Genomic DNA, 18,547 nt, shown 5'->3' on the forward strand with positions numbered 1-18,547 from the left:
CATTATATGTTTCAATTTCGGTAATAGAAGGACAAGAATCCAAAACTGTTCATTTGCTGTTTATTCCAAGGGATAATTTTCTAAATGCGGGTTATATTAAAAACTGATTTTATGCCAAGCGGGCAAATAGGTTTATTCCTCAATTGCATAAAAAAATAATCTTTGGAGTTTTGAGATATGAAGAAATTCAGAAAAAGAAAGAGCTTGAATTCAAAACCTTTAACGAGTGATGAAACACATAAAGAAATAAGTGCAAATTTAACAGCAAATATTGAAATCTTAAAGGATCTATTTAAAGATTGTACGGATGTCGTCTTTCGACCGATTGTAGCCGGTAAAGCACATGCTTATGTCTTGTTTGTGGATGGGTTTATAGATTCTAAGTCGGTGGAACTGCATGGAATTCGCCAGTTGTTAGAGGATGTGGAAACAGAAAGGATTTCAGCAGATTTATTAATGGAACGGGTCCTTTCGTTGAGCTCCGTATCAGAAACATCCAAATTGGACGATGTAGTGAGCAATGTGTTAAAGGCCAATACAGTGCTTTTGGTTGATGGGTTAACAAAGGCGATCATCTTTGATGCAAAAGGAGGCGACCGTAGAACGGTTGGCGAACCAACGACAGAATCCGCGGTGCGGGGGCCAAGGGAGGGCTTTACCGAAAGATTAAGGGTAAATACGGCTTTAATCCGGCATAAGGTTCGTTCCAATCGTTTGAAAATATTATCAAAGGATCTTGGGGAAGAGACCAATACCGGAATTGCCGTTCTATACATTGATGGCATTGCCGCACCGGAATTAGTGGAAGAAGTGATGAAGCGGCTGGACAAAATCAAGATTGATGGGATCCTGGAAAGCGGTTATATTGAAGAATTGATTGAAGACAGCGCCTGGACCGTGTTCCCGCAGATTCAAAATACCGAACGGCCTGACACCGTGGCAGCTAATCTATTGGAGGGCCGGGTGGCAATCATTGTGGATGGTACACCGTTTGTGTTGATTCTGCCGGCAACCTTTTGGCAGTTTTTCCAAGCTAGTGAAGATTATTATGGACGTTTTCAAATCTACATATTTTTAAGGCTGCTTCGGATAGCATTTGTGTTTATCGCCCTTACATTACCTGGTATATATGTGGCAGTTACCACCTACCATCAGGAGATGATTCCGACATCCTTGCTCTTATCCATTGCGGCAAGCAGGGAGGCTATCCCGTTTCCAATGTTCGTAGAGGTCATGATCATGGAGTTATCATTCGAGGCTCTTCGGGAAGCCGGAATCCGGTTGCCGCAGGTTGTCGGTCAGGCAGTGGGAATCTTAGGGGCATTAGTGATTGGTCAGGCAGCAGTACAGGCAGGTATAGTGTCTGCCCCAACCGTTATTATCATTTCCCTTACCGGAATTTCCTCCTTTACCATTCCTAGATTCAACATGTCGATTGCGTTTCGTTTGTTAAGGTTTCCGTTAATTATTCTTGGAAGTATGTTCGGATTATTTGGAGTAGTCCTCGGTGTTTTGGCGGTTTTAACCCATCTCTGTAAACTCAGATCGTTCGGCATTCCCTATTTCTGGCCGCTTGCACCAATGTCTGTTAAGTCTTTAAAGGATGTCTTTTTACGGGTGCCATGGTGGGCGATGGACCGCAGGCCAAACCAACTGGTCAAGGATGATATCGTAAGGCAATCCAAGGATACTGGAAAAATCAGTGAAGAAGGGAGTTCCTCATGAAAAAACTTCGTTTGATCCTCATTCTAACCTTGCTTTTATTCATTCTGACCGGGTGTTGGGATCGAACTGAAATTAATGATCTTGCGTTTGTTCTTGCCACCAGTGTGGATGAGGCGGGGCCGGAGAAATATCGAGTGGGAATCCAAGTTCCTTTGCCGAGTTCGCTGGGGGGGGCGGGTTCAAGCGGCGGAGGGGGAGGAACCAGTGGCGGCGGTCCTGCTTCAATCCTTGTCGGAACGGGTGACAATATACGGCAAAGTTTAGAAGATGTGCAAGCAAGGCTGTCCAGGAAAATCTTTTTTGGTCACAGACGTGTTTTTATTATCGGGGAAGACTTGGCTAAACATGGAATACAAGAGGCATTGCACGCTACTTTTATTCATCCGCAATCAAGGCTATCTACCTTTCTGGTCATTTCAAAGGGAGAGGCTGTGAAAATGTTGCAAGCACAGCCGAGGATGGAGCAATTTTCAGCAGAAGCTATTAGGGAAATGTCTAAAACCTCCCTTAACATGACAGCAATGGATGCTATGCAGGATATGTCACGGCCCGGAAAAGATATGATTGTCCCATGGATAGAACACACTGGCACGACAAAGAAGGAAAAGAACGGGAAAGAAATCTTGATGGGAAGTTATGCGATTTTTAAAAATGATAAATTGATCTTTACTACAAATAAGAGTGAATCCCAAGGAATTATGTGGCTTAAGGAGAGAATGGTCCGGAAACCTTTCTCATTTGAAGTGCTAAAAAATAAGGAAATCTCTGTCCAAATAATTAATAGCAGTATTAATCCTGATTTCCGAATGATTGATGGAAAGCCTGTGTTTGGCTTATCCGTAAGAGCAATAGGTATCTTATTGGAGAATGAGCCTGATTTAAGAATAGAGGATCCGCAGACGTACAATTTGATCATAAGGAAAATGGAAGCAATGATTAAAACGAATATAAATGATATTTTACATCATGCCCATTCCGAAGGGGCCGATATATATGGATTTGGCTGGAATTTGTACCGGAATCATTATCGTGATTGGAAGAATAACTGGGAGCAAAATTGGGACACGATTCTCCCGACGCTGAAAGTAAATATCCACGTAGATGCAGACATACAAAGAACGACGAATACAGGAAATATCGAGAGGAAATGAATGGGATGGATATAGGCATTATTGTAGTATGGCTGTCTCTTATTGTTTACGTAGTGGCCATGTTAAAAGGAAAGATTTTAGCCAAGAAAGAGCGGAAATGGATGTATTTGCTGGTTATTGTGGTATTAGGCTGCACTGTGTTACAGGGAATGAATATTAATTTAAATATGGTCACTGTTTTTTTAAATAATACATTCGGGGATCTCTCAAGAATGGTTGTGAATATATGAAGCAATTGATTTCCAATTTACAAATGATGTTTTTAGTTGCTAATTTCATTGTGAGTGCAACGGTCATCAGCCTGCCGCAAATTACCGTCCATATTGGCGGTCAAAATGCATGGCTGGTACCTCTGATGATACTACCTCTCCTAATCGTCATGAATTTAGTGTTGTTTGGGAAAAGAAAGTACATTGATTCATTTACCAATCTTTTTACCATCAACAAACGAAGCAGTATTTGGGAAAAAGGGTTTATTTTCTTCTTTTTACTCTTCGTTATACTAACTTTTATCCGTGATTTAAGGGCAATGATCGACTTTGTTGCAGTAGTGCTCCTGCCAAGTACACCTATTTCTATCATTATGATACTGTCCGTTTTCATCATTGCTTACATTGGATTGGCAGGTTTAGAGGTTACGGCAAGAATAAATGCGATTTATTTTGTGATCCTCGCGTTTGTTATCGTTTTGCTGCCTGTTCTCTTGCTGAACGAATCCGATATAAAAAACTTTCAGCCTCTTCCTTCCTTTCGTTCGGTTTTGTCAGTTTCAAAGTCCGTCTATTTTACTTTTGCATGGCTGGGTGAAATGTTATTCTTTCTTATAGCGGTGGGAAATATTAACCCAATTAAACAGGCAAGGAAAGCAGTAATTTCAGGCACATTGCTGGGTATAGGCCTATTCCTCATTGTGATTGTCATGCAGATTGCAGTTTTGGGGACGAAAATTGTTAGGGAAGCAACGTTCCCATCTTATGTGCTCATCCAGCAAATTAATTTGACTGATTTTTTGGATAGGCTGGATTTAGTCATTGTAGCTGTCTGGCTCCCGACACTTATCACCAAAGCCGCGTTTTTGTTATTTGCCATTAACCATTGCTTAAGTTTTTATTATAAATCCAACACCAACAAATTTTTGTTTCCCTTTGCTTTCATTTTGGGGTATATCTCTATTCTTATGTTTAAAAATAGTATGGAACATATCCATTTCTCGTTTTACACTTGGAGTTCCCTTGGGCTCATACTGGAACTGATCATAGTTGCTCTGTTCCTAGTGGTTAAGAGAAAATCAAGGCGCAGCATTGAAACCCCTGGAAGACCCGTTCTTTAAGTTGATTTTGCAAAGTAACACAAGAAAGAGGGTGACTTTAAGTCATCCTCTTTCTTGTAAATGCTGTTGAAGTGATAGGGGGCTTTCAAGAGTGAATGATTAAAGTAGTTTGATCCCGCTTAATAAAATCATGATAGCCAAAACAGTTCTTAAAGGCTTTGCGGGAAATTTGGAAGATAGATTGCTTCCGATAACAACTCCTGGTACTGAACCTAAAAGCAGGTTCACGGCCAATAGGTAATCTACATTACCGATTCCGGCATGCAAAATACCGGCTGCAGTCACGAGTAAGAAAGCGTGGGCAATATCGGTGCCAACCAATTCCGACGGACCCATGCGATAAAGGTAGAGCATGGCCAGGGCAAACATGGAACCTGAACCAATGGAAGTCAGCCCCACTATAAACCCAAGAACCGCCCCAATCGTAATTGTCAAAGCGCGTTTCTCCTCTAATGGCTTCATTTGAATCCGGTTCCACTCAATTTTATTCTTCATGAACGTTTTGATTAACGTGGCAACGGCGACTAATATTAGAACATACCCAAGGGAATGTTTAATAATTATTTCTTGATTGTGGAAAAAGGCATTGAATAGGTGGAGGATTGCTACCGCCAATAGGGCACTTGGAATACTACCGATTGCCAGGTACTTTACCAGCTTTAGATTGATGGTCTTCTGCTTCCAATGCTGAAGTGAACCGAATAATTTAGTAATCGAGTTGTAGAAAAGATCCGTCCCAACCGCTATGGAAGGATTAATTCCAAGTAAAATTAAAATGGGTGTTAACAGGGCTGCTCCCCCAACCCCGGTTAATCCAACCATGAAACCAATAAAAAGTCCCATCATGATGATGCCGATACTCATTGGGCACACACCCCATCTCTGAATTAAAGCATACAATAAGGTATGAAGTGGCCAAATGCCTTGTTACTTGCCCTTTTTTAAAAATTAGTCTCTGTTGAACGATAGTGTTGATATTTTTAACTCTGTTGATTGGAGCGGATATGCTCGACTCCTGCGGGAGTACGGGGCAGGGGAGTTTCCGCAGGTGCTCCGGCGCCGAGGAGGTTCACCGGCACGCCCGCGGGTTCGCTGAGCGCCTGGAGCGGAAATCAACAGCCAAATATAACAGAGCCAAAAATTAAAACAGAGAGGATTTGAAGGTTTGTGTTCCTCCATATCCTCTCTTACTCTTTGCCGGCAAGATTTGTTTTCCGTACAGACTTGCTTTTTTTAGTGCTTTCCAAAAGCGGCGTTTTTTTAACGGTTTCTATTAACACATCGATGTCCTTGACAATAGGAACAAGGGCAATCACAACATTCCCGGTGTCAAAATCTCTCCTTGTAAAATGATAACGTTTTAGGCCCAAGGCTCTTGTTGCTTCGAAAAGGGCAGCCTGTCTTTGTCCGAAATTTTCCAAAGTAATCCGGAAGAATTCATGACGTGGCTTAATGACGACGGCCAAGGCTTCTTTTTTAATCAATTCCGATGCGTTGTCGGCACCTAAATGATTGGAAACAAAAATTCCATTAACATATAATTCTGAACCATCCATTTTAATAGTACCTGGGACAACTTCAGCAATGTCTCCAATCGTTTTCCCTTTAGAAAATCGTTTAAGCAGATAAAAAGCAATCATTCCAACGATGGTACCGGCTAAAATATTGATCCAGTCGGCTTTTGCTTTGACCACTTGCATCGTTATGGCCGTCACCAAGGCCACAATTAACGAAAAGTAATTCCGGGATTCAAATGTTTTTGCAATCCCATCGATATAAGCGGAACCGCGATAGGCGTATTCTGTTTTTTCTAAATCCTGCAAGCTCTCACGTTCTGATTTCCTGACATCCCTGAATTGCTGGGCGGCAGCCGTTAAAAAGGTGACAGCAATAAAGTTTTTCGTCATGAGTGCGGGTATGGCGACCGCCCCAATCGAGGCAGACACAAAACCAGTTAACAAATGGATTAAATAGCCATTAGGGTAACTCGGATATTGCCGGTAATCTTCTTTAATGGTTAAACCTCTGGCCAATGTCCCGACAATAACTGCGGTTGCAATCATAACAATGTGTTCATGTGAGATCCAATTTTGACCCATGGTTTCACTCCATCATTTCATTCCTGTTTATCTTCTTCCTCTTTCAACTTTATTTTTTGACATCCAATGTATAGGCAGGAATAGACTTCCACATCCGGTTTTGCTTTAGCGAGACCCTTAATGTAGGGGGTAACTAGATCTTTGAAATCCTCCCCGACACCTTCTTCTTCTAAAATTCCATAGACATACAGCTTCTTTTCGTCAAATAAAAAAGCGACATTACCAACAGCCTTGTTCTCAGAATCCACGACGTTTAACACCTGATATTGTGGGGTAATGACCTCTGGAGAAAAATAAATCTGCAATGATATACACTCCCTTTTGGATATGTCAACTTTACCAATTTTTTAAATGAAGGAAACGCTACATAGCGCTGCTACTGTTCTAATAAGTACTGTCTAGCTTAGCGCGCTTAGTGTCCTTCGGTCTTTTCCCCTCGATAATTCAACATCGGTTCTCTTCACCGTGTTTCCTTTATCTCAGTCGAAGCCCAGGCCGCACGCCGCTAACCAAGCGTTTCCGCTTTTTCTAAGTAAACTGCAGTTTTTCGAATAAAGTATCGTTTTCTTTTGAAGGTTTTTCTTTCTTGGCCACATGGATGAGTGCCATACATAATACCGCGCATAAAAGGGTTAGCCCTGCTGTAGTCAGAAACATTCCGGTTAGGGACCATTCCATTAAGGTACTAAAGATAGGTGGCCCGATGGCAACCCCTAAGAAACGGACGGAACCATATAAAGAAGTAACGAATCCCCGGCGGTCCGTTGGTACGGAACCGGTGATAAAGCTGTTAATACAAGGGAGGACCAAACCCGTTCCGATACTGCTGACAACCAGTACGGAAAAGAACGGAACAAGACTTTTGAAGAAGATGAGACAGGCAAAAGAAGCCGTCATCAATATCAGACCTAAAACTATTAACGACTTCATCAGCTTCATTCTTTTTCCGATTTTACTCCCAGTAATATAAGAAGTGGTTGTCATAAACAACAAAGGAATCGCAAGAATGGCCCCTTTTAGCAGCCCATCAATACCGTGCTGTTTCTCAAGAATATCGGAAATATAAAAAAGAATACCAAATAAGGTAAACAGGCAGACCGCTCCTGTCAAATAAGCGGCAAATAGCCAGCGGCCTTCAGTTTTAAATACCGAGGCCAGTCCTTTCACATATTTACCGACGGGCGGAGGTTCCTTTTTTGCTTTACCTTCTTTAATAAAAAAGATGGTTAGCAGGATTGAGGCTAAGCAAAAAATCGGGAATGCAAAGAAGGCAGCATACCAGAACAAAAGTGCTAAAAGTGATCCAATAATTGGACTGATTACTTTGCCGAAGCCGTTTGAAGCCTCAACTAAACCCAACACTTTACTTTGTTCACCGCCTTTAAACAGGTCGCCTGTTAATGCCATAGCAATCGGGGCGGTGCCAGCAGCTCCAATCCCTTGCATGATCCTTCCCGCCAAAATCCAGGTATAGGCGCTCGAAAACCATGCAGATGCTGCACCTGCTAGCAAACCTCCGCTCCCATATAAAATGAGTGCTGGTATAATCACGGCTTTACGCGAGAAACGGTCGGAAAAATATCCTAATACAGGAATCGAAATAGCAGCGGCGATTGAAAAAACAGATATGACCATACTTACTTTAAACTGAGAAATATCCAGTTCAGACTTCATCCGTGGCAGAATTGGAATTAACATGGAGTTCCCCAAAACCAAAATCATTGGGATGGAACTGATGGCTGCGATTGTCAAGCCTTTATGCTTTTGCTTTACCAAAATGCACACCCCTAACTGTGATAATAAGCCTCCTTTATTGTTTGATTTGGCACACAGGTTTATTCAAGGCATTTGCCTAATTTCTAATAAAACAGCCTAATTCCTTACACATTCACCCATATTTTGAATACTCTATCCTAGAAAAAAAGAGGAGGCGCTTTGCCTATGGATTTTTTGACACTACCAGAAAGAACTACAGGGAAAAGAAGTTACGGTCTCACTTCAGTAGTGGATTTTGGCACTCCCATAGGGGAACTGAAACATATACTGGCCGATTATGGCCACCTCATTGACATCGCCAAAATTGGCATTGGGTCCGCCTATTTAACACCAAATTTACGGGAAAAGATTAACTTATACAAAGAATATGGTGTCCGCCCGTACTGTGGCGGGACATTATTTGAAAAATGCTATTACCAAAACAAAATTCCGGATTATGTGAATTATCTTCATTCTTTAGGTATCGAATGGATTGAGGTATCCAACGGGACTTTTGACATATCAATCCAAGAACGTCTCCATCTCATTTCCAAGTTAAAGAGCGAATTTCATGTTATTGCCGAAGTGGGTTCAAAGGACTGTGAAAAGGATATGGACATATCCCAATGGAAGAGTGAAATTGACCAGTTGCTTGCAACGGGCTGCGAATATGTCATAACCGAGGGCAGGGATTCGGGGACTTCGGGCATTTACGAAAAAAGCGGAGAAATTAAATTTGATATAATCCGTGAGCTGATCCGGGAGGTGGACCCGAACAAAATTATTTTTGAGGCGCCTTCCCATAAACATCAAATGTACTTTATTAAAGAGATTGGCCCTAATGTCAATTTGGGTAACGTGAAAATTCACGACGTCCTAGTATTGGAGACACAGCGGGTTGGTTTAAGAAGTGAAACTTTTTATCTGGAGGATATTGAATGCAACTTACTTTAATCCGGCATCTTCCCACGGAATGGAATAAGATAACGTGGCTGCAAGGAAAACGGGATATCGATATTTTGCCATTAGCCGAGGAATATCGGCAAGGAATTATCCAAAATCAGCACTTGTTGCAACAACTTGCCCCGTTTGACCTTGTTCTCGCCAGCACCCTGAAACGGACCCATCAGACAGCCAGGCTTTATGGATTTGAGGCAGAAACAGAAGGGTTACTGGATGAATTGGATTTTGGGCCATTTGAAGGAGTGCCGAAGCAAACATTAATCGACCATTACGGAGAACAATGGATCACCAATCCAAAAGAATTAATCCTGGGTGAGAGCTTAGCAAATTTACAAAATCGGATTGTCCTGTTTTTAGATAAGTATAAAATGGTTTCCAATTTATTGGTCTTCGGCCACGGCTCGTGGATTAGAGCGATGCTCTCCTATGCGGAGTTCGGCCATATCAATCAGATGAACCAGCGCAATCTTGATAACAATTCCTGCGTTACGCTATTGTTTCCTTAAAATAAAAGAGCGAAAAGGAGGGGATGATCATTGGCCGGTACACTTACCTATGAAACATGGAATGAGGAAGAGGTCAGTGATATTATAAGCCAGCAGCCTGACTTTTTGGATATTCTAAAATGGGCTTTTCAAGAATACCAGGATGAGATCGTGTATTCATGCAGTTTTGGGGCTGAAGGAATTGTCCTGATTGATTTGATTCATAAGGTAAAACGAGATGCCCAAATTATCTTTCTTGATACAGGGCTGCACTTCCCGGAAACCTACGCCTTAATTGAACAAGTGAGAACAAGGTACCCATCGCTAAATATCCATATGGTAAAACCAAAATTGTCCTTGGAAGAACAAGCGAAACAGTATGGCGGGGAGTTATGGAAGTATAATCCGAACTTATGCTGCCAGATGCGAAAGGTTGAACCACTAAAGGAAGCACTAAGCGGGGCCAAAGCTTGGATTTCAGGGCTAAGGAGGGATCAATCTCCGACAAGGAGCCATACCCAGTACATTAACAAGGACGATAAATTTCAAAAAATCAAGATATGCCCACTTGTTGATTGGACGTGGAGTGATATAAGGACGTATCTAGACCTTAATCAACTCCCTTATAATCCATTACATGACTTGGGGTACCCGAGTATTGGCTGTGCCCCTTGCACACAATCTGTTGGTGATGCAGGCGATTCGCGGGCTGGGCGCTGGGCTGGATTATCGAAAACGGAGTGCGGGCTCCATCCATCCTAATTTTTAACGACAAAATAAAACAGGTACGAGGAGGAAATCCGTTGAAAAAAAATACCCCGCATGGCGGCAAATTAATAAACCGAATCAACTTTGATCTGCTTGTTGATTATTCGGCTAATTATGTGGAAATCGACAAGCTGGAGCTTAGTGATTTAGAGTTAATTGCAAATGGGGCCTATAGCCCACTTGAAGGATTTATGGGCGAAGCCGATTATCGTTCGGTTGTCGAACGGATGAGACTGGCTGATGGACTTCCTTGGTCTTTGCCTATCACCTTGGCCGTTCCACATGCACAAGCGGAGCAACTGGAAATGGGGGAAACAATTAATCTTATCCACCAAGGAAAAATCTACGGCGTCCTGGAAGTGACCGAAAAGTATTTGCCGGATAAACACTGGGAAGCAGAAAATGTTTATAAAACTACAGAGAGAAAGCATCCTGGGGTCAATAAGCTGTTTGACCGTCCAGCTGTTTACGTGGCCGGCCCGATTACCATGGTGTGCCGTCCGGAGAAATCCAATTTCCCTTCTTATTATTTGGACCCAGAACAGACTAGAGAGAAGTTTCGCGAATTAGGCTGGAATACAGTAGTCGGGTTCCAAACCCGGAATCCCGTCCATCGCGCCCATGAATATATCCAAAAATCGGCCTTGGAGACTGTGGACGGACTGTTCTTGAATCCGTTAGTCGGAGAAACAAAATCCGATGATATCCCCGGTGAAATTCGCATGAAGAGCTATCAGGTACTTTTGGAAAATTATTATCCAAATAACCGTGTGTTCTTTTCCGTCTTTCCGGCATCAATGCGCTATGCCGGCCCCCGCGAAGCCATCTTTCATGCTATTGTCCGTAAAAACTTCGGATGTACTCACTTCATTGTTGGCAGAGACCATGCTGGTGTTGGAAATTATTATGGTACGTATGATGCTCAAAAAATCTTTAGTCACTTTGAAGAGGAAGAATTAGGAATTAAGCCTTTGTTCTTTGAAAATAGTTTTTACTGCAGGAAATGCGAAAACATGGCATCAGAAAAAACCTGTCCGCATGGGGATGAGGACCGCGTCATTTTATCCGGGACAAAAGTGCGGGAGATGTTAAAGAGTGGTGTGCAACCTCCAAAAGAATTCAGCCGCCCGGAAGTAGTGGCGGTTTTAATTGAGGGCATGAAAGAGGTATATGAAAATCAAAAAATCTCTAATTTACTAAAATAAATCTGTTACCTTAGTCAAATGTTCAGAGGGTGTGGATATTGAAATGAGTCGAAATATCACTTGGCATCAAACAACGGTTACAAAAGCCGAACGGCATCGATTAAATGGCCATAAAAGCTGTGTCCTGTGGTTTACAGGTCTTTCAGGTTCGGGAAAATCGACACTGGCCAATGCAGTTGATTATGCATTATTTCAAAACAAGATTAACAGTTATGTTTTGGATGGAGATAATATCCGCCATGGATTAAACAAGGATTTAAGCTTTAGGGCAGAGGACCGCAAGGAAAATATAAGGAGAATCGGGGAAGTGGCAAAATTGTTTGTCGACAGTGGGCAGATTGTTTCTTCCGCGTTCATCTCCCCGTTCCGGGAAGACAGGGAATTAGTAAGGGGCCTGTTTGAACCGGATGAATTCGTTGAAATCTACCTGCATTGCCCAATTCAGGTCTGTGAGGACCGGGACCCCAAAGGCTTATACCAAAAAGCGCGGAAAGGGGAAATTCCCGATTTTACCGGGATTTCGTCACCTTATGAGCCGCCAGTACAGCCTGAAATCAAAATCGAAACAAATAAAGTGACGATTGAGGAATCTGTAGCTTTTATAATCGGTTATTTAAAAGATAGGGAGATCCTTTTATGAGGTCTTCCTATCTTTTTCTCCAATTGGCCGATAAGAAAAACAAGTTTTGGAACTTTAGCTCATAAATAAAATCTATAATATTGGTGGAGAAAAACTGGCAGACAATAGCATACAAGACGATTTTATAATCAATGACCAGCGCTGTTAACAAAAAGATTAATAAATTAATTCCCATCATGACTTTTCCAGGGCTCCAATTTTTGTAGGTTGCAATCATTAATGCAGGGATGACCATCCCGCCACTGGAAGCCCCTGCGCGAATTAATAATCCTACCCCAACTCCGAAGAAAATGCTGCCTGCCCCAACGTCAAAGAATGTGTGAATATGAAAATGCGGTATGGTGCTGGTAAGAATTGTAACAACCGTAGAGGTGGTTGCCACCGAGACGATGGTTCTAAAAGTCCAGGTGTAACCAAAATATTTTAAGGCAAACAATAAAAAGACTACATTGGCCAGCCACAAAGAAAAACCTAACGACAAGTGAAACCAGTGATTTAATAGAATAGCAATGCCCGCTGCGCCACCGGAGGGAATAGAATGAGGAAACAAAAACAAGGACATCGACATTCCTTGCAAAGTGGCCCCAACCAGCAGGCAAAAATAGGTCAAAATGGTTCTTTTCATCGGAAATAGGACTGATCTCTATTTTTATTGAATTTATTCTTCACTTTCATTCCTCCTATAAGCTGCCTCCTTGTCCATTCTATGAGGTGCTTAAAAAAATTATGAAAGAACCGGAAAAAATAGAAAGCCTATTCCTGAATAATCAGGTAATCATTATTTTTTAACTTTACGAGATCGGCCTTTAAGGCATTTGCAATCTCCATCGTGGTTTCCCTTAATTCCATTTCGTCCTTCAGTGTTAAAAAAAGCGGGGCACCTGTAACTTTTCGGTCAGGATTGGCTGTTAAGTAAGCCAAAATCTTGTAACTTGGATTTTGCGATGACTCTCTGCCCATACGTCGCACCTCGAACATTTTCTTATGATTTACAAGGGATAGCCTGCTGAGAAAAGTGCAGCCTGGCTAATAAGATACAAACCGATAAATTTAGGAGCGCAGGACCAGTAGATCCGGCGCTTTCATTTGAAAAAATGATTGTGTATTCGGCACCAACTTCTAGCTAACTTTTCTAAGTTTTTGCCAGAATTAATGGGGCATCTGGTTTAAATCAACGATAGCTTGCTGAACGAGAGTCACAGCCTGACTCATGGCAGCACCTCCGCCAAATGCTGCACAAACACCGACTGCCTCTAAAATCTCCTCCTCAGAACAGCCATGGTCCAAACAGCCTTTAAGATGATAAATAATACAATATTCGTCTTGGGAGTTTAGCGCGATTCCAAGTGCAATCAGTTGTTTCTGTTTTTGGCTCAACTGCCCTTCCTGAAAACAGATTTCAGTAAATTCATTGCAGGCTCTGGCAAGTTGAGGCATTTTTTCGGTAAACGTTCCCACTCCTTGTTTATACTGCAGTAATGCCTCTTGTGTTTGGTTTTGGGCTTCCAAAACAGTCACTCCTTTTTGTGGTTTTCCGGGTTAGCTGACTATCCCTACTTAATATATTCCGAATGCTCTTTGTTTACTCGACGATGTGAGTATGTGAACCGAATGGAAAATGAAGAATGAGAATGAAGGAATGAAAAAATTTCCCAACATATTCTGCCATTTTTCGAGCCTTTTATAACGGAGAAACATATTGAAAATCTACTCATGAACCATTACTATTATAGTAGGATAAAAGAAATATGACGAACGTTGTTGAATGATTGATCCTAGACATGCGCCAAGTTAGAAGTATGGTTTCTAATTTGGTTTTTTTTAAAGATATGAAGAAAGGATCTAAATTAGAGTGATGAATACTTCTATTTCAAGTATTAAAAAGCACAAGCGGCAATTGTTGGAAAATCATATTAAAGGGAGTTTGAATCAATATAGCTCGTTATTCGGATGCGATTCGGATGCCATCTATGTGATGGATTTAGACGGGTTCTTTTTGCCGTTAAATCCTGCATGTGAACGGATTTTTGGCTATGAATCACAGCATTTGTCAAAACTGACCTATATGAAAGTTGTCACAGTAGAACATTTAGACAGGGCACTTGCTTTTTTTTATAAGGCATTGGAAGGAAAACTGCAGAATTTTGATTGTCAAGTTATCCATCATAATGGTGGTATTTTCGATGTCAATATTACCAATTATCCAATTGTTGTGGATGAAGAAATTATTGGCGTTTACGGAATCGCCAAAGATATAACCGAGATTAAACAACGCAGGAGAAGGCTGACAGACGAAATTCAACAGCGGGAAGAAATTTACCGTGAAATTGTCGAACATTCGTTGGATGCGGTTGTGATCGCCAAACATGAGCAAATTTTGTTTGCGAATAATACCGCTATCAAATTGCTGGAGGCCAGGGAAAAGTCGGATTTAATCGGCCGTAATATGTATGATTTTTTAGTCAGTGATTTTCATGACATTATTGATAAACGCGTAAAACAAGTAGAAACCGGAAATACTGTCGAATTTATCGAAGCAAAGCTTGTCCGGTTTGACGGTGAGATTATTGATGTGGAAGTCAAAGCCATTCCTGCCATCTATCAGAATGAGCCGGCAAGGCATATCATTATAAGGGATGTAACAGAATTAAAGAAAACGCAAAAATTACTGATACAATCCGAAAAGCTGTCGGTTGCCGGTCAGCTTGCCGCTGGAATCGCCCATGAAATAAGGAACCCTTTAACTGCTATTAAGGGATTTCTTCAGTTAATGGAAGCCGATAAGAATATTAGACCTAACTATCTGGAAATTATCAACTCAGAAATGAACCGGATTGAGCAAATCCTTAGCGAATTATTATTGCTGTCAAAGCCACAGGGCCAAAAGTATAAACAAGCCTATATTTTGAAAATCCTCGAAGATGTCAAGGCCCTTATTGATACTCAGGCGATTTTAAATAATATAAGGGTAAGTATCGATTGTCCATCTGAAATCCCGCTGTTAATCTGTGATGAAAACCAATTAAAGCAGGTATTTATCAACTTATTGAAAAACTCCATTGAGGCGATGCCAAGTGGCGGTGATATAAGGATTGAAGTCGAGAGACAGGGTGAAACTGCGGTCGTCATACGGTTGATTGATCAAGGGATTGGAATACCGGAACATCAGTTGGAACGGGTCGGCCAGCCATTCTTTACGACTAAGGAAAATGGAACGGGTCTTGGGCTGATGATTAGTATGCAGATTATTAAAAACCATAATGGGACATTTCATATATCCAGCAGTCCAAACGGAACGGCAATTGAAATGACTCTGCCGCTATAGCTGCTGATGAACGGACAATAATGATTATTGTTCGTTTTTATTTATTAAAATAATGTATGCGATAATGATAAAGTATTGACTCATTTATAAATGTATGATATTAAAATAATTGTTAGCACTCTCTTATATTGAGTGCTAACAGTTGAAGATGGCAGAACGAATGATTTATAATTATGTTTGAACTAAATTAGAGGAGAGGTCAAAGTGGAAACGAAAGAGTTTAAAGCCGAATCTAAGCGATTGCTGGATATGATGATTAATTCCATCTATACCCATCGGGAAATTTTCCTTAGGGAGCTTATTTCCAATGCCAGTGACGCGATTGACAAAATCTATTATAAAGCCCTCACGGATGATACGTTAACATTCGACAAAGACCAATACTACATAAAAATTGAGGCCGACAAAGAAAACCGCACATTAAAAATTATCGATTCAGGAATCGGGATGAACAAGGAAGAGCTTGAAAGCCATTTGGGAACGATTGCAAAAAGCGGCTCGCTGGCCTTCAAATCCGAGAATGAATTAAAAGACGGTTATGACATTATCGGTCAATTTGGCGTTGGATTTTATTCCGCCTTTATGATAGCCGATCAAGTTACCGTGATTAGTAAAGCACTAGGCAGCAATGAGGCTTATAAATGGGAATCGACCGGCGCGGAAGGATACACCATATCCCCATGTGAAAAAGAGGCGGTCGGAACCGAAATTATCCTGAAGCTTAAAGAGAGTACAGAAGATGAAAATTATGATGAATATTTAGAAGAATACCGCCTAAAGTCCATCATTAAAAAGTATTCCGATTTCATCCGCTACCCCATTAAAATGGAGGTTACAAAAAGCAGAAAGAAACCGGACACTGAAAACGACTATGAAGAATACCAAGAAGAGGAAACCATCAACAGCATGGTTCCAATTTGGCGTAAGAACAAATCAGAACTGACGGATGAGGATTATCATAATTTCTACACTGAGAAGCGTTATGGATTTGATAAACCGCTTAAACACATCCATATTAGTGTAGACGGAGCTATCAGATATAATGCCATATTGTATATCCCGGAAAATATTCCGTTTGATTATTATTCATCAGAATATGAAAAGGGTTTGGAACTCTATTCCAGCGGTGTGTTAATTATGAACAAATGTGCCGACCTGCTTCCTGACTACTTCAGCTTTGTCAAAGGATTGGTTGATTCCGAGGATTTATCCTTAAATATCTCCCGTGAAATGCTGCAGCACGACCGTCAATTAAAATTGATTGCCAAAAATATTAGTAAAAAAATTAAAACGGAATTATTGAGTTTATTGAAAAATGACCGCGAAAAATTCGAAGAGTTTTATAAAGCTTTTGGCAGGCAGTTAAAATTCGGCGTATACAGCGATTATGGCACTCATAAAGAGGAATTGCAGGATTTGTTAATGTTCTACTCTTCCAAAGAGAAAAAGCTGGTGACACTCGATGAGTATGTGTCGAGAATGCCTGAAGGGCAAAAGTACATTTATTATGCGACAGGTGACACCAACGAAAGAATCGAGAAGCTGCCGCAAACCGAATTAGTCGCGGAAAAAGGCTATGAAATTCTGTATTTCACGGATGATATCGATGAGTTCTCCATTAAAATGCTGATGTCATTCAAAGAGAAGGAATTTAAAAACGTTGCCAGCGGGGATTTGGGCATTGAGACGGACGAAAAAGATCAGGTCACTGCCGAAGAAGAAAAGGACAACAAAGAGCTGTTTGAGTTCATGAAAGACCTTTTAGCCGGCAAGGTAAAGGATGTCCGTATTTCGAAACGGTTAAAATCGCATCCCGTATGTTTAACGGCGGATGGTGATGTTTCCATCGAGATGGAAAAAGTCCTAAATATGATGCCGAACAATCAAAATGTGAAAGCAGATAAAGTTTTGGAGATTAACGTCCACCATGATGTGTTCCATTCACTGAAGGCAGCATTTGAGAACGATAAAGAAAAACTAACTCTTTATACCCAACTGCTATATAATCAAGCCTTATTGATTGAAGGTCTGCCAATTGAAGACCCAACAGAATTCACTAATAATATTTGCAAGATTATGGTTTAATTAAAACAGTAAAGGGCGGAAGACGGATTGACTAACAATCCTCTTCCGCCCTTTTTTATGCTGTTTATTGCAGCTGTCCATCTACATATTTCCCGTAATCTGGAATTTCACGATTGCCAAACTCTTTTACAAGCATGGCCAATCCATTTTTTAATGGTTCACCAGACATAGGCAAACCATGACCTGTCACAGCTACGGCTGGCTTTAAAGCTTCCAGTACTTTGACTGAATTCCAAGCGGCGTTCCAATCAGTCGTCAAATATCGTGGAGGACCATGTAATTCCTGTTGCTGCGTCATGACGTCTAATAGTTCATCCTGCTTAACAGTAATGAAAGCATCACCGGAAATGAGTACCTTGTCGGAGTCCCGAAACAGAGATACATGTCCTGGTGAGTGCCCAGGAGTATGAATCCACCGAAACCCTTGCATGTTTGGCACGCTTCCGTCCGCAGGCAGGACCGTCACATGGTTTACGAGATTTATCGGTTCATTTGGGAAGAGGGGGGACATTTTCGCGACCATTCCCCCTTCAACAGAAGGATCCGGCTCCGGGTAGCTCTTTTGACCGGTTAAGTATGGCATTTCCAACTCGTGTGCATAAACAGGGATCTGCCATTTCTCAACTAGTTCCACAATGGCTCCCACATGGTCAAAATGGCCATGCGTAAGAACAATGGCCTTTGGAGAGGCACCCTCCCCAAACCTTTCCTCCGTTATTCTGATAATCTCATCGGCTGAATAGGGCATTCCCGCATCCACCAACACAAATTCCTTTGTCCCTGGGTTACCGACAAAAATAATATTGACGATTTGAATCGTATAAGAATAGATATCTGGTAAGACTGCTATTCCTACCCCGCTTCCGATAGAAGTAGCAGGAATGAACTTATAATCACTGCCATATGATAGTTCTTTATCCATGGATATGACCCCTTGTCCTGTAAAAGTAACAAACTAAGAGTAGTTTTAAACAAGGATATACAATTATTCCAATGGAAAAGGGCTGCTTGCACTG

The 18,547-nt window shown here is 41.4% G+C and carries 19 protein-coding genes; 11 read left to right on the forward strand and 8 right to left on the reverse strand.

Annotated elements, in window-relative coordinates; all coding sequences use genetic code 11:
• Positions 1-177: 177 nt before the first annotated feature.
• The 4 genes from ACY8D0_RS06150 to ACY8D0_RS06165 are packed head-to-tail and all read left to right on the forward strand — an operon-like array spanning position 178 to position 4,206.
• Entirely contained in the window at positions 178-1,725 is a 1,548-nt protein-coding gene (locus tag ACY8D0_RS06150) for a spore germination protein (protein ID WP_462409594.1), read from the forward strand.
• The gene (locus tag ACY8D0_RS06155; RefSeq protein WP_462409595.1) at positions 1,722-2,876 is read left to right on the forward strand and encodes a Ger(x)C family spore germination protein; all 1,155 of its coding nucleotides are present in this window, start codon (positions 1,722-1,724) and stop codon (positions 2,874-2,876) included. Before ACY8D0_RS06150 ends, ACY8D0_RS06155 begins: the two co-directional genes overlap by 4 nt.
• 5 nt (positions 2,877-2,881) lie before the next feature.
• Positions 2,882-3,106 carry a hypothetical protein gene (locus ACY8D0_RS06160; RefSeq protein WP_462409596.1) on the forward strand — a complete coding sequence of 75 codons (225 nt, stop codon included), beginning with the start codon at positions 2,882-2,884 and terminating at the stop codon, positions 3,104-3,106.
• Entirely contained in the window at positions 3,103-4,206 is a 1,104-nt protein-coding gene (locus tag ACY8D0_RS06165; RefSeq protein WP_462409597.1) for a GerAB/ArcD/ProY family transporter, read from the forward strand. The genes ACY8D0_RS06160 and ACY8D0_RS06165 overlap by 4 nt, the downstream gene beginning before the upstream one ends.
• Positions 4,207-4,305: 99 nt before the next feature.
• On the opposite strand, the gene ACY8D0_RS06170 is transcribed toward ACY8D0_RS06165, so the two are convergent.
• From ACY8D0_RS06170 to ACY8D0_RS06185, 4 genes are all read right to left on the reverse strand, one after another.
• On the reverse strand, positions 4,306-5,070 hold the full coding sequence (locus ACY8D0_RS06170) for a sulfite exporter TauE/SafE family protein (protein ID WP_462409598.1): 765 nt from the start codon (positions 5,068-5,070) through the stop codon (positions 4,306-4,308).
• A gap of 323 nt (positions 5,071-5,393) precedes the next feature.
• On the reverse strand, positions 5,394-6,305 hold the full coding sequence (locus ACY8D0_RS06175) for a YIEGIA family protein (protein ID WP_462409599.1): 912 nt from the start codon (positions 6,303-6,305) through the stop codon (positions 5,394-5,396).
• Between the two features lie 17 nt (positions 6,306-6,322).
• A complete protein-coding gene (locus ACY8D0_RS06180) occupies positions 6,323-6,610 on the reverse strand; it encodes a hypothetical protein (protein WP_462409600.1) in 288 nt (95 codons plus the stop codon).
• A 223-nt stretch (positions 6,611-6,833) separates the two neighbouring features.
• On the reverse strand, positions 6,834-8,027 hold the full coding sequence (locus ACY8D0_RS06185) for an MFS transporter (RefSeq protein WP_462409961.1): 1,194 nt from the start codon (positions 8,025-8,027) through the stop codon (positions 6,834-6,836).
• A gap of 219 nt (positions 8,028-8,246) precedes the next feature.
• On the opposite strand from ACY8D0_RS06185, the gene ACY8D0_RS06190 reads away from it, so the two are divergent.
• The 5 genes from ACY8D0_RS06190 to cysC are packed head-to-tail and all read left to right on the forward strand — an operon-like array spanning position 8,247 to position 12,121.
• Positions 8,247-9,014 (forward strand): phosphosulfolactate synthase, encoded by a 768-nt coding sequence (locus tag ACY8D0_RS06190; RefSeq protein WP_462409601.1) that lies wholly within the window; start codon positions 8,247-8,249, stop codon positions 9,012-9,014.
• The gene (locus ACY8D0_RS06195; protein ID WP_462409602.1) at positions 8,999-9,529 is read left to right on the forward strand and encodes a histidine phosphatase family protein; all 531 of its coding nucleotides are present in this window, start codon (positions 8,999-9,001) and stop codon (positions 9,527-9,529) included. The genes ACY8D0_RS06190 and ACY8D0_RS06195 overlap by 16 nt, the downstream gene beginning before the upstream one ends.
• Positions 9,530-9,559: 30 nt before the next feature.
• Complete coding sequence (locus ACY8D0_RS06200; RefSeq protein WP_462409603.1) at positions 9,560-10,270, forward strand: phosphoadenylyl-sulfate reductase; 711 nt, start codon at positions 9,560-9,562, stop codon at positions 10,268-10,270.
• Between the two features lie 41 nt (positions 10,271-10,311).
• Positions 10,312-11,481, forward strand: a complete 1,170-nt coding sequence (gene sat, locus ACY8D0_RS06205; protein ID WP_462409604.1) for a sulfate adenylyltransferase — start codon at positions 10,312-10,314, stop codon at positions 11,479-11,481.
• A 43-nt stretch (positions 11,482-11,524) separates the two neighbouring features.
• The gene (cysC, locus tag ACY8D0_RS06210) at positions 11,525-12,121 is read left to right on the forward strand and encodes an adenylyl-sulfate kinase (RefSeq protein ID WP_462409605.1); all 597 of its coding nucleotides are present in this window, start codon (positions 11,525-11,527) and stop codon (positions 12,119-12,121) included.
• 7 nt (positions 12,122-12,128) lie between these two features.
• On the opposite strand, the gene ACY8D0_RS06215 is transcribed toward cysC, so the two are convergent.
• The 3 genes from ACY8D0_RS06215 to ACY8D0_RS06225 all read right to left on the reverse strand — a co-directional run bounded on the left by ACY8D0_RS06215 (position 12,129) and on the right by ACY8D0_RS06225 (position 13,630).
• Positions 12,129-12,746, reverse strand: coding sequence for a YitT family protein (locus tag ACY8D0_RS06215; RefSeq protein ID WP_462409606.1), 618 nt, complete (start codon positions 12,744-12,746; stop codon positions 12,129-12,131).
• 128 nt (positions 12,747-12,874) lie between these two features.
• On the reverse strand, positions 12,875-13,081 hold the full coding sequence (locus ACY8D0_RS06220) for a capping complex subunit for YIEGIA (RefSeq protein ID WP_462409607.1): 207 nt from the start codon (positions 13,079-13,081) through the stop codon (positions 12,875-12,877).
• A 189-nt stretch (positions 13,082-13,270) separates the two neighbouring features.
• Entirely contained in the window at positions 13,271-13,630 is a 360-nt protein-coding gene (locus ACY8D0_RS06225; protein WP_462409608.1) for a carboxymuconolactone decarboxylase family protein, read from the reverse strand.
• A gap of 346 nt (positions 13,631-13,976) precedes the next feature.
• On the opposite strand from ACY8D0_RS06225, the gene ACY8D0_RS06230 reads away from it, so the two are divergent.
• Both ACY8D0_RS06230 and htpG read left to right on the forward strand, forming a co-directional pair.
• On the forward strand, positions 13,977-15,446 hold the full coding sequence (locus ACY8D0_RS06230; protein ID WP_462409962.1) for a PAS domain S-box protein: 1,470 nt from the start codon (positions 13,977-13,979) through the stop codon (positions 15,444-15,446).
• A gap of 204 nt (positions 15,447-15,650) precedes the next feature.
• Positions 15,651-17,531: a molecular chaperone HtpG gene (gene htpG / locus ACY8D0_RS06235; RefSeq protein ID WP_462409609.1), complete on the forward strand. Its 1,881-nt coding sequence runs from the start codon at positions 15,651-15,653 to the stop codon at positions 17,529-17,531.
• Between the two features lie 64 nt (positions 17,532-17,595).
• On the opposite strand, the gene ACY8D0_RS06240 is transcribed toward htpG, so the two are convergent.
• Entirely contained in the window at positions 17,596-18,453 is an 858-nt protein-coding gene (locus ACY8D0_RS06240) for an MBL fold metallo-hydrolase (protein WP_462409610.1), read from the reverse strand.
• Positions 18,454-18,547 lie beyond the last annotated feature (94 nt).

It is taken from the genome of Neobacillus camarae (genome assembly GCF_054950115.1).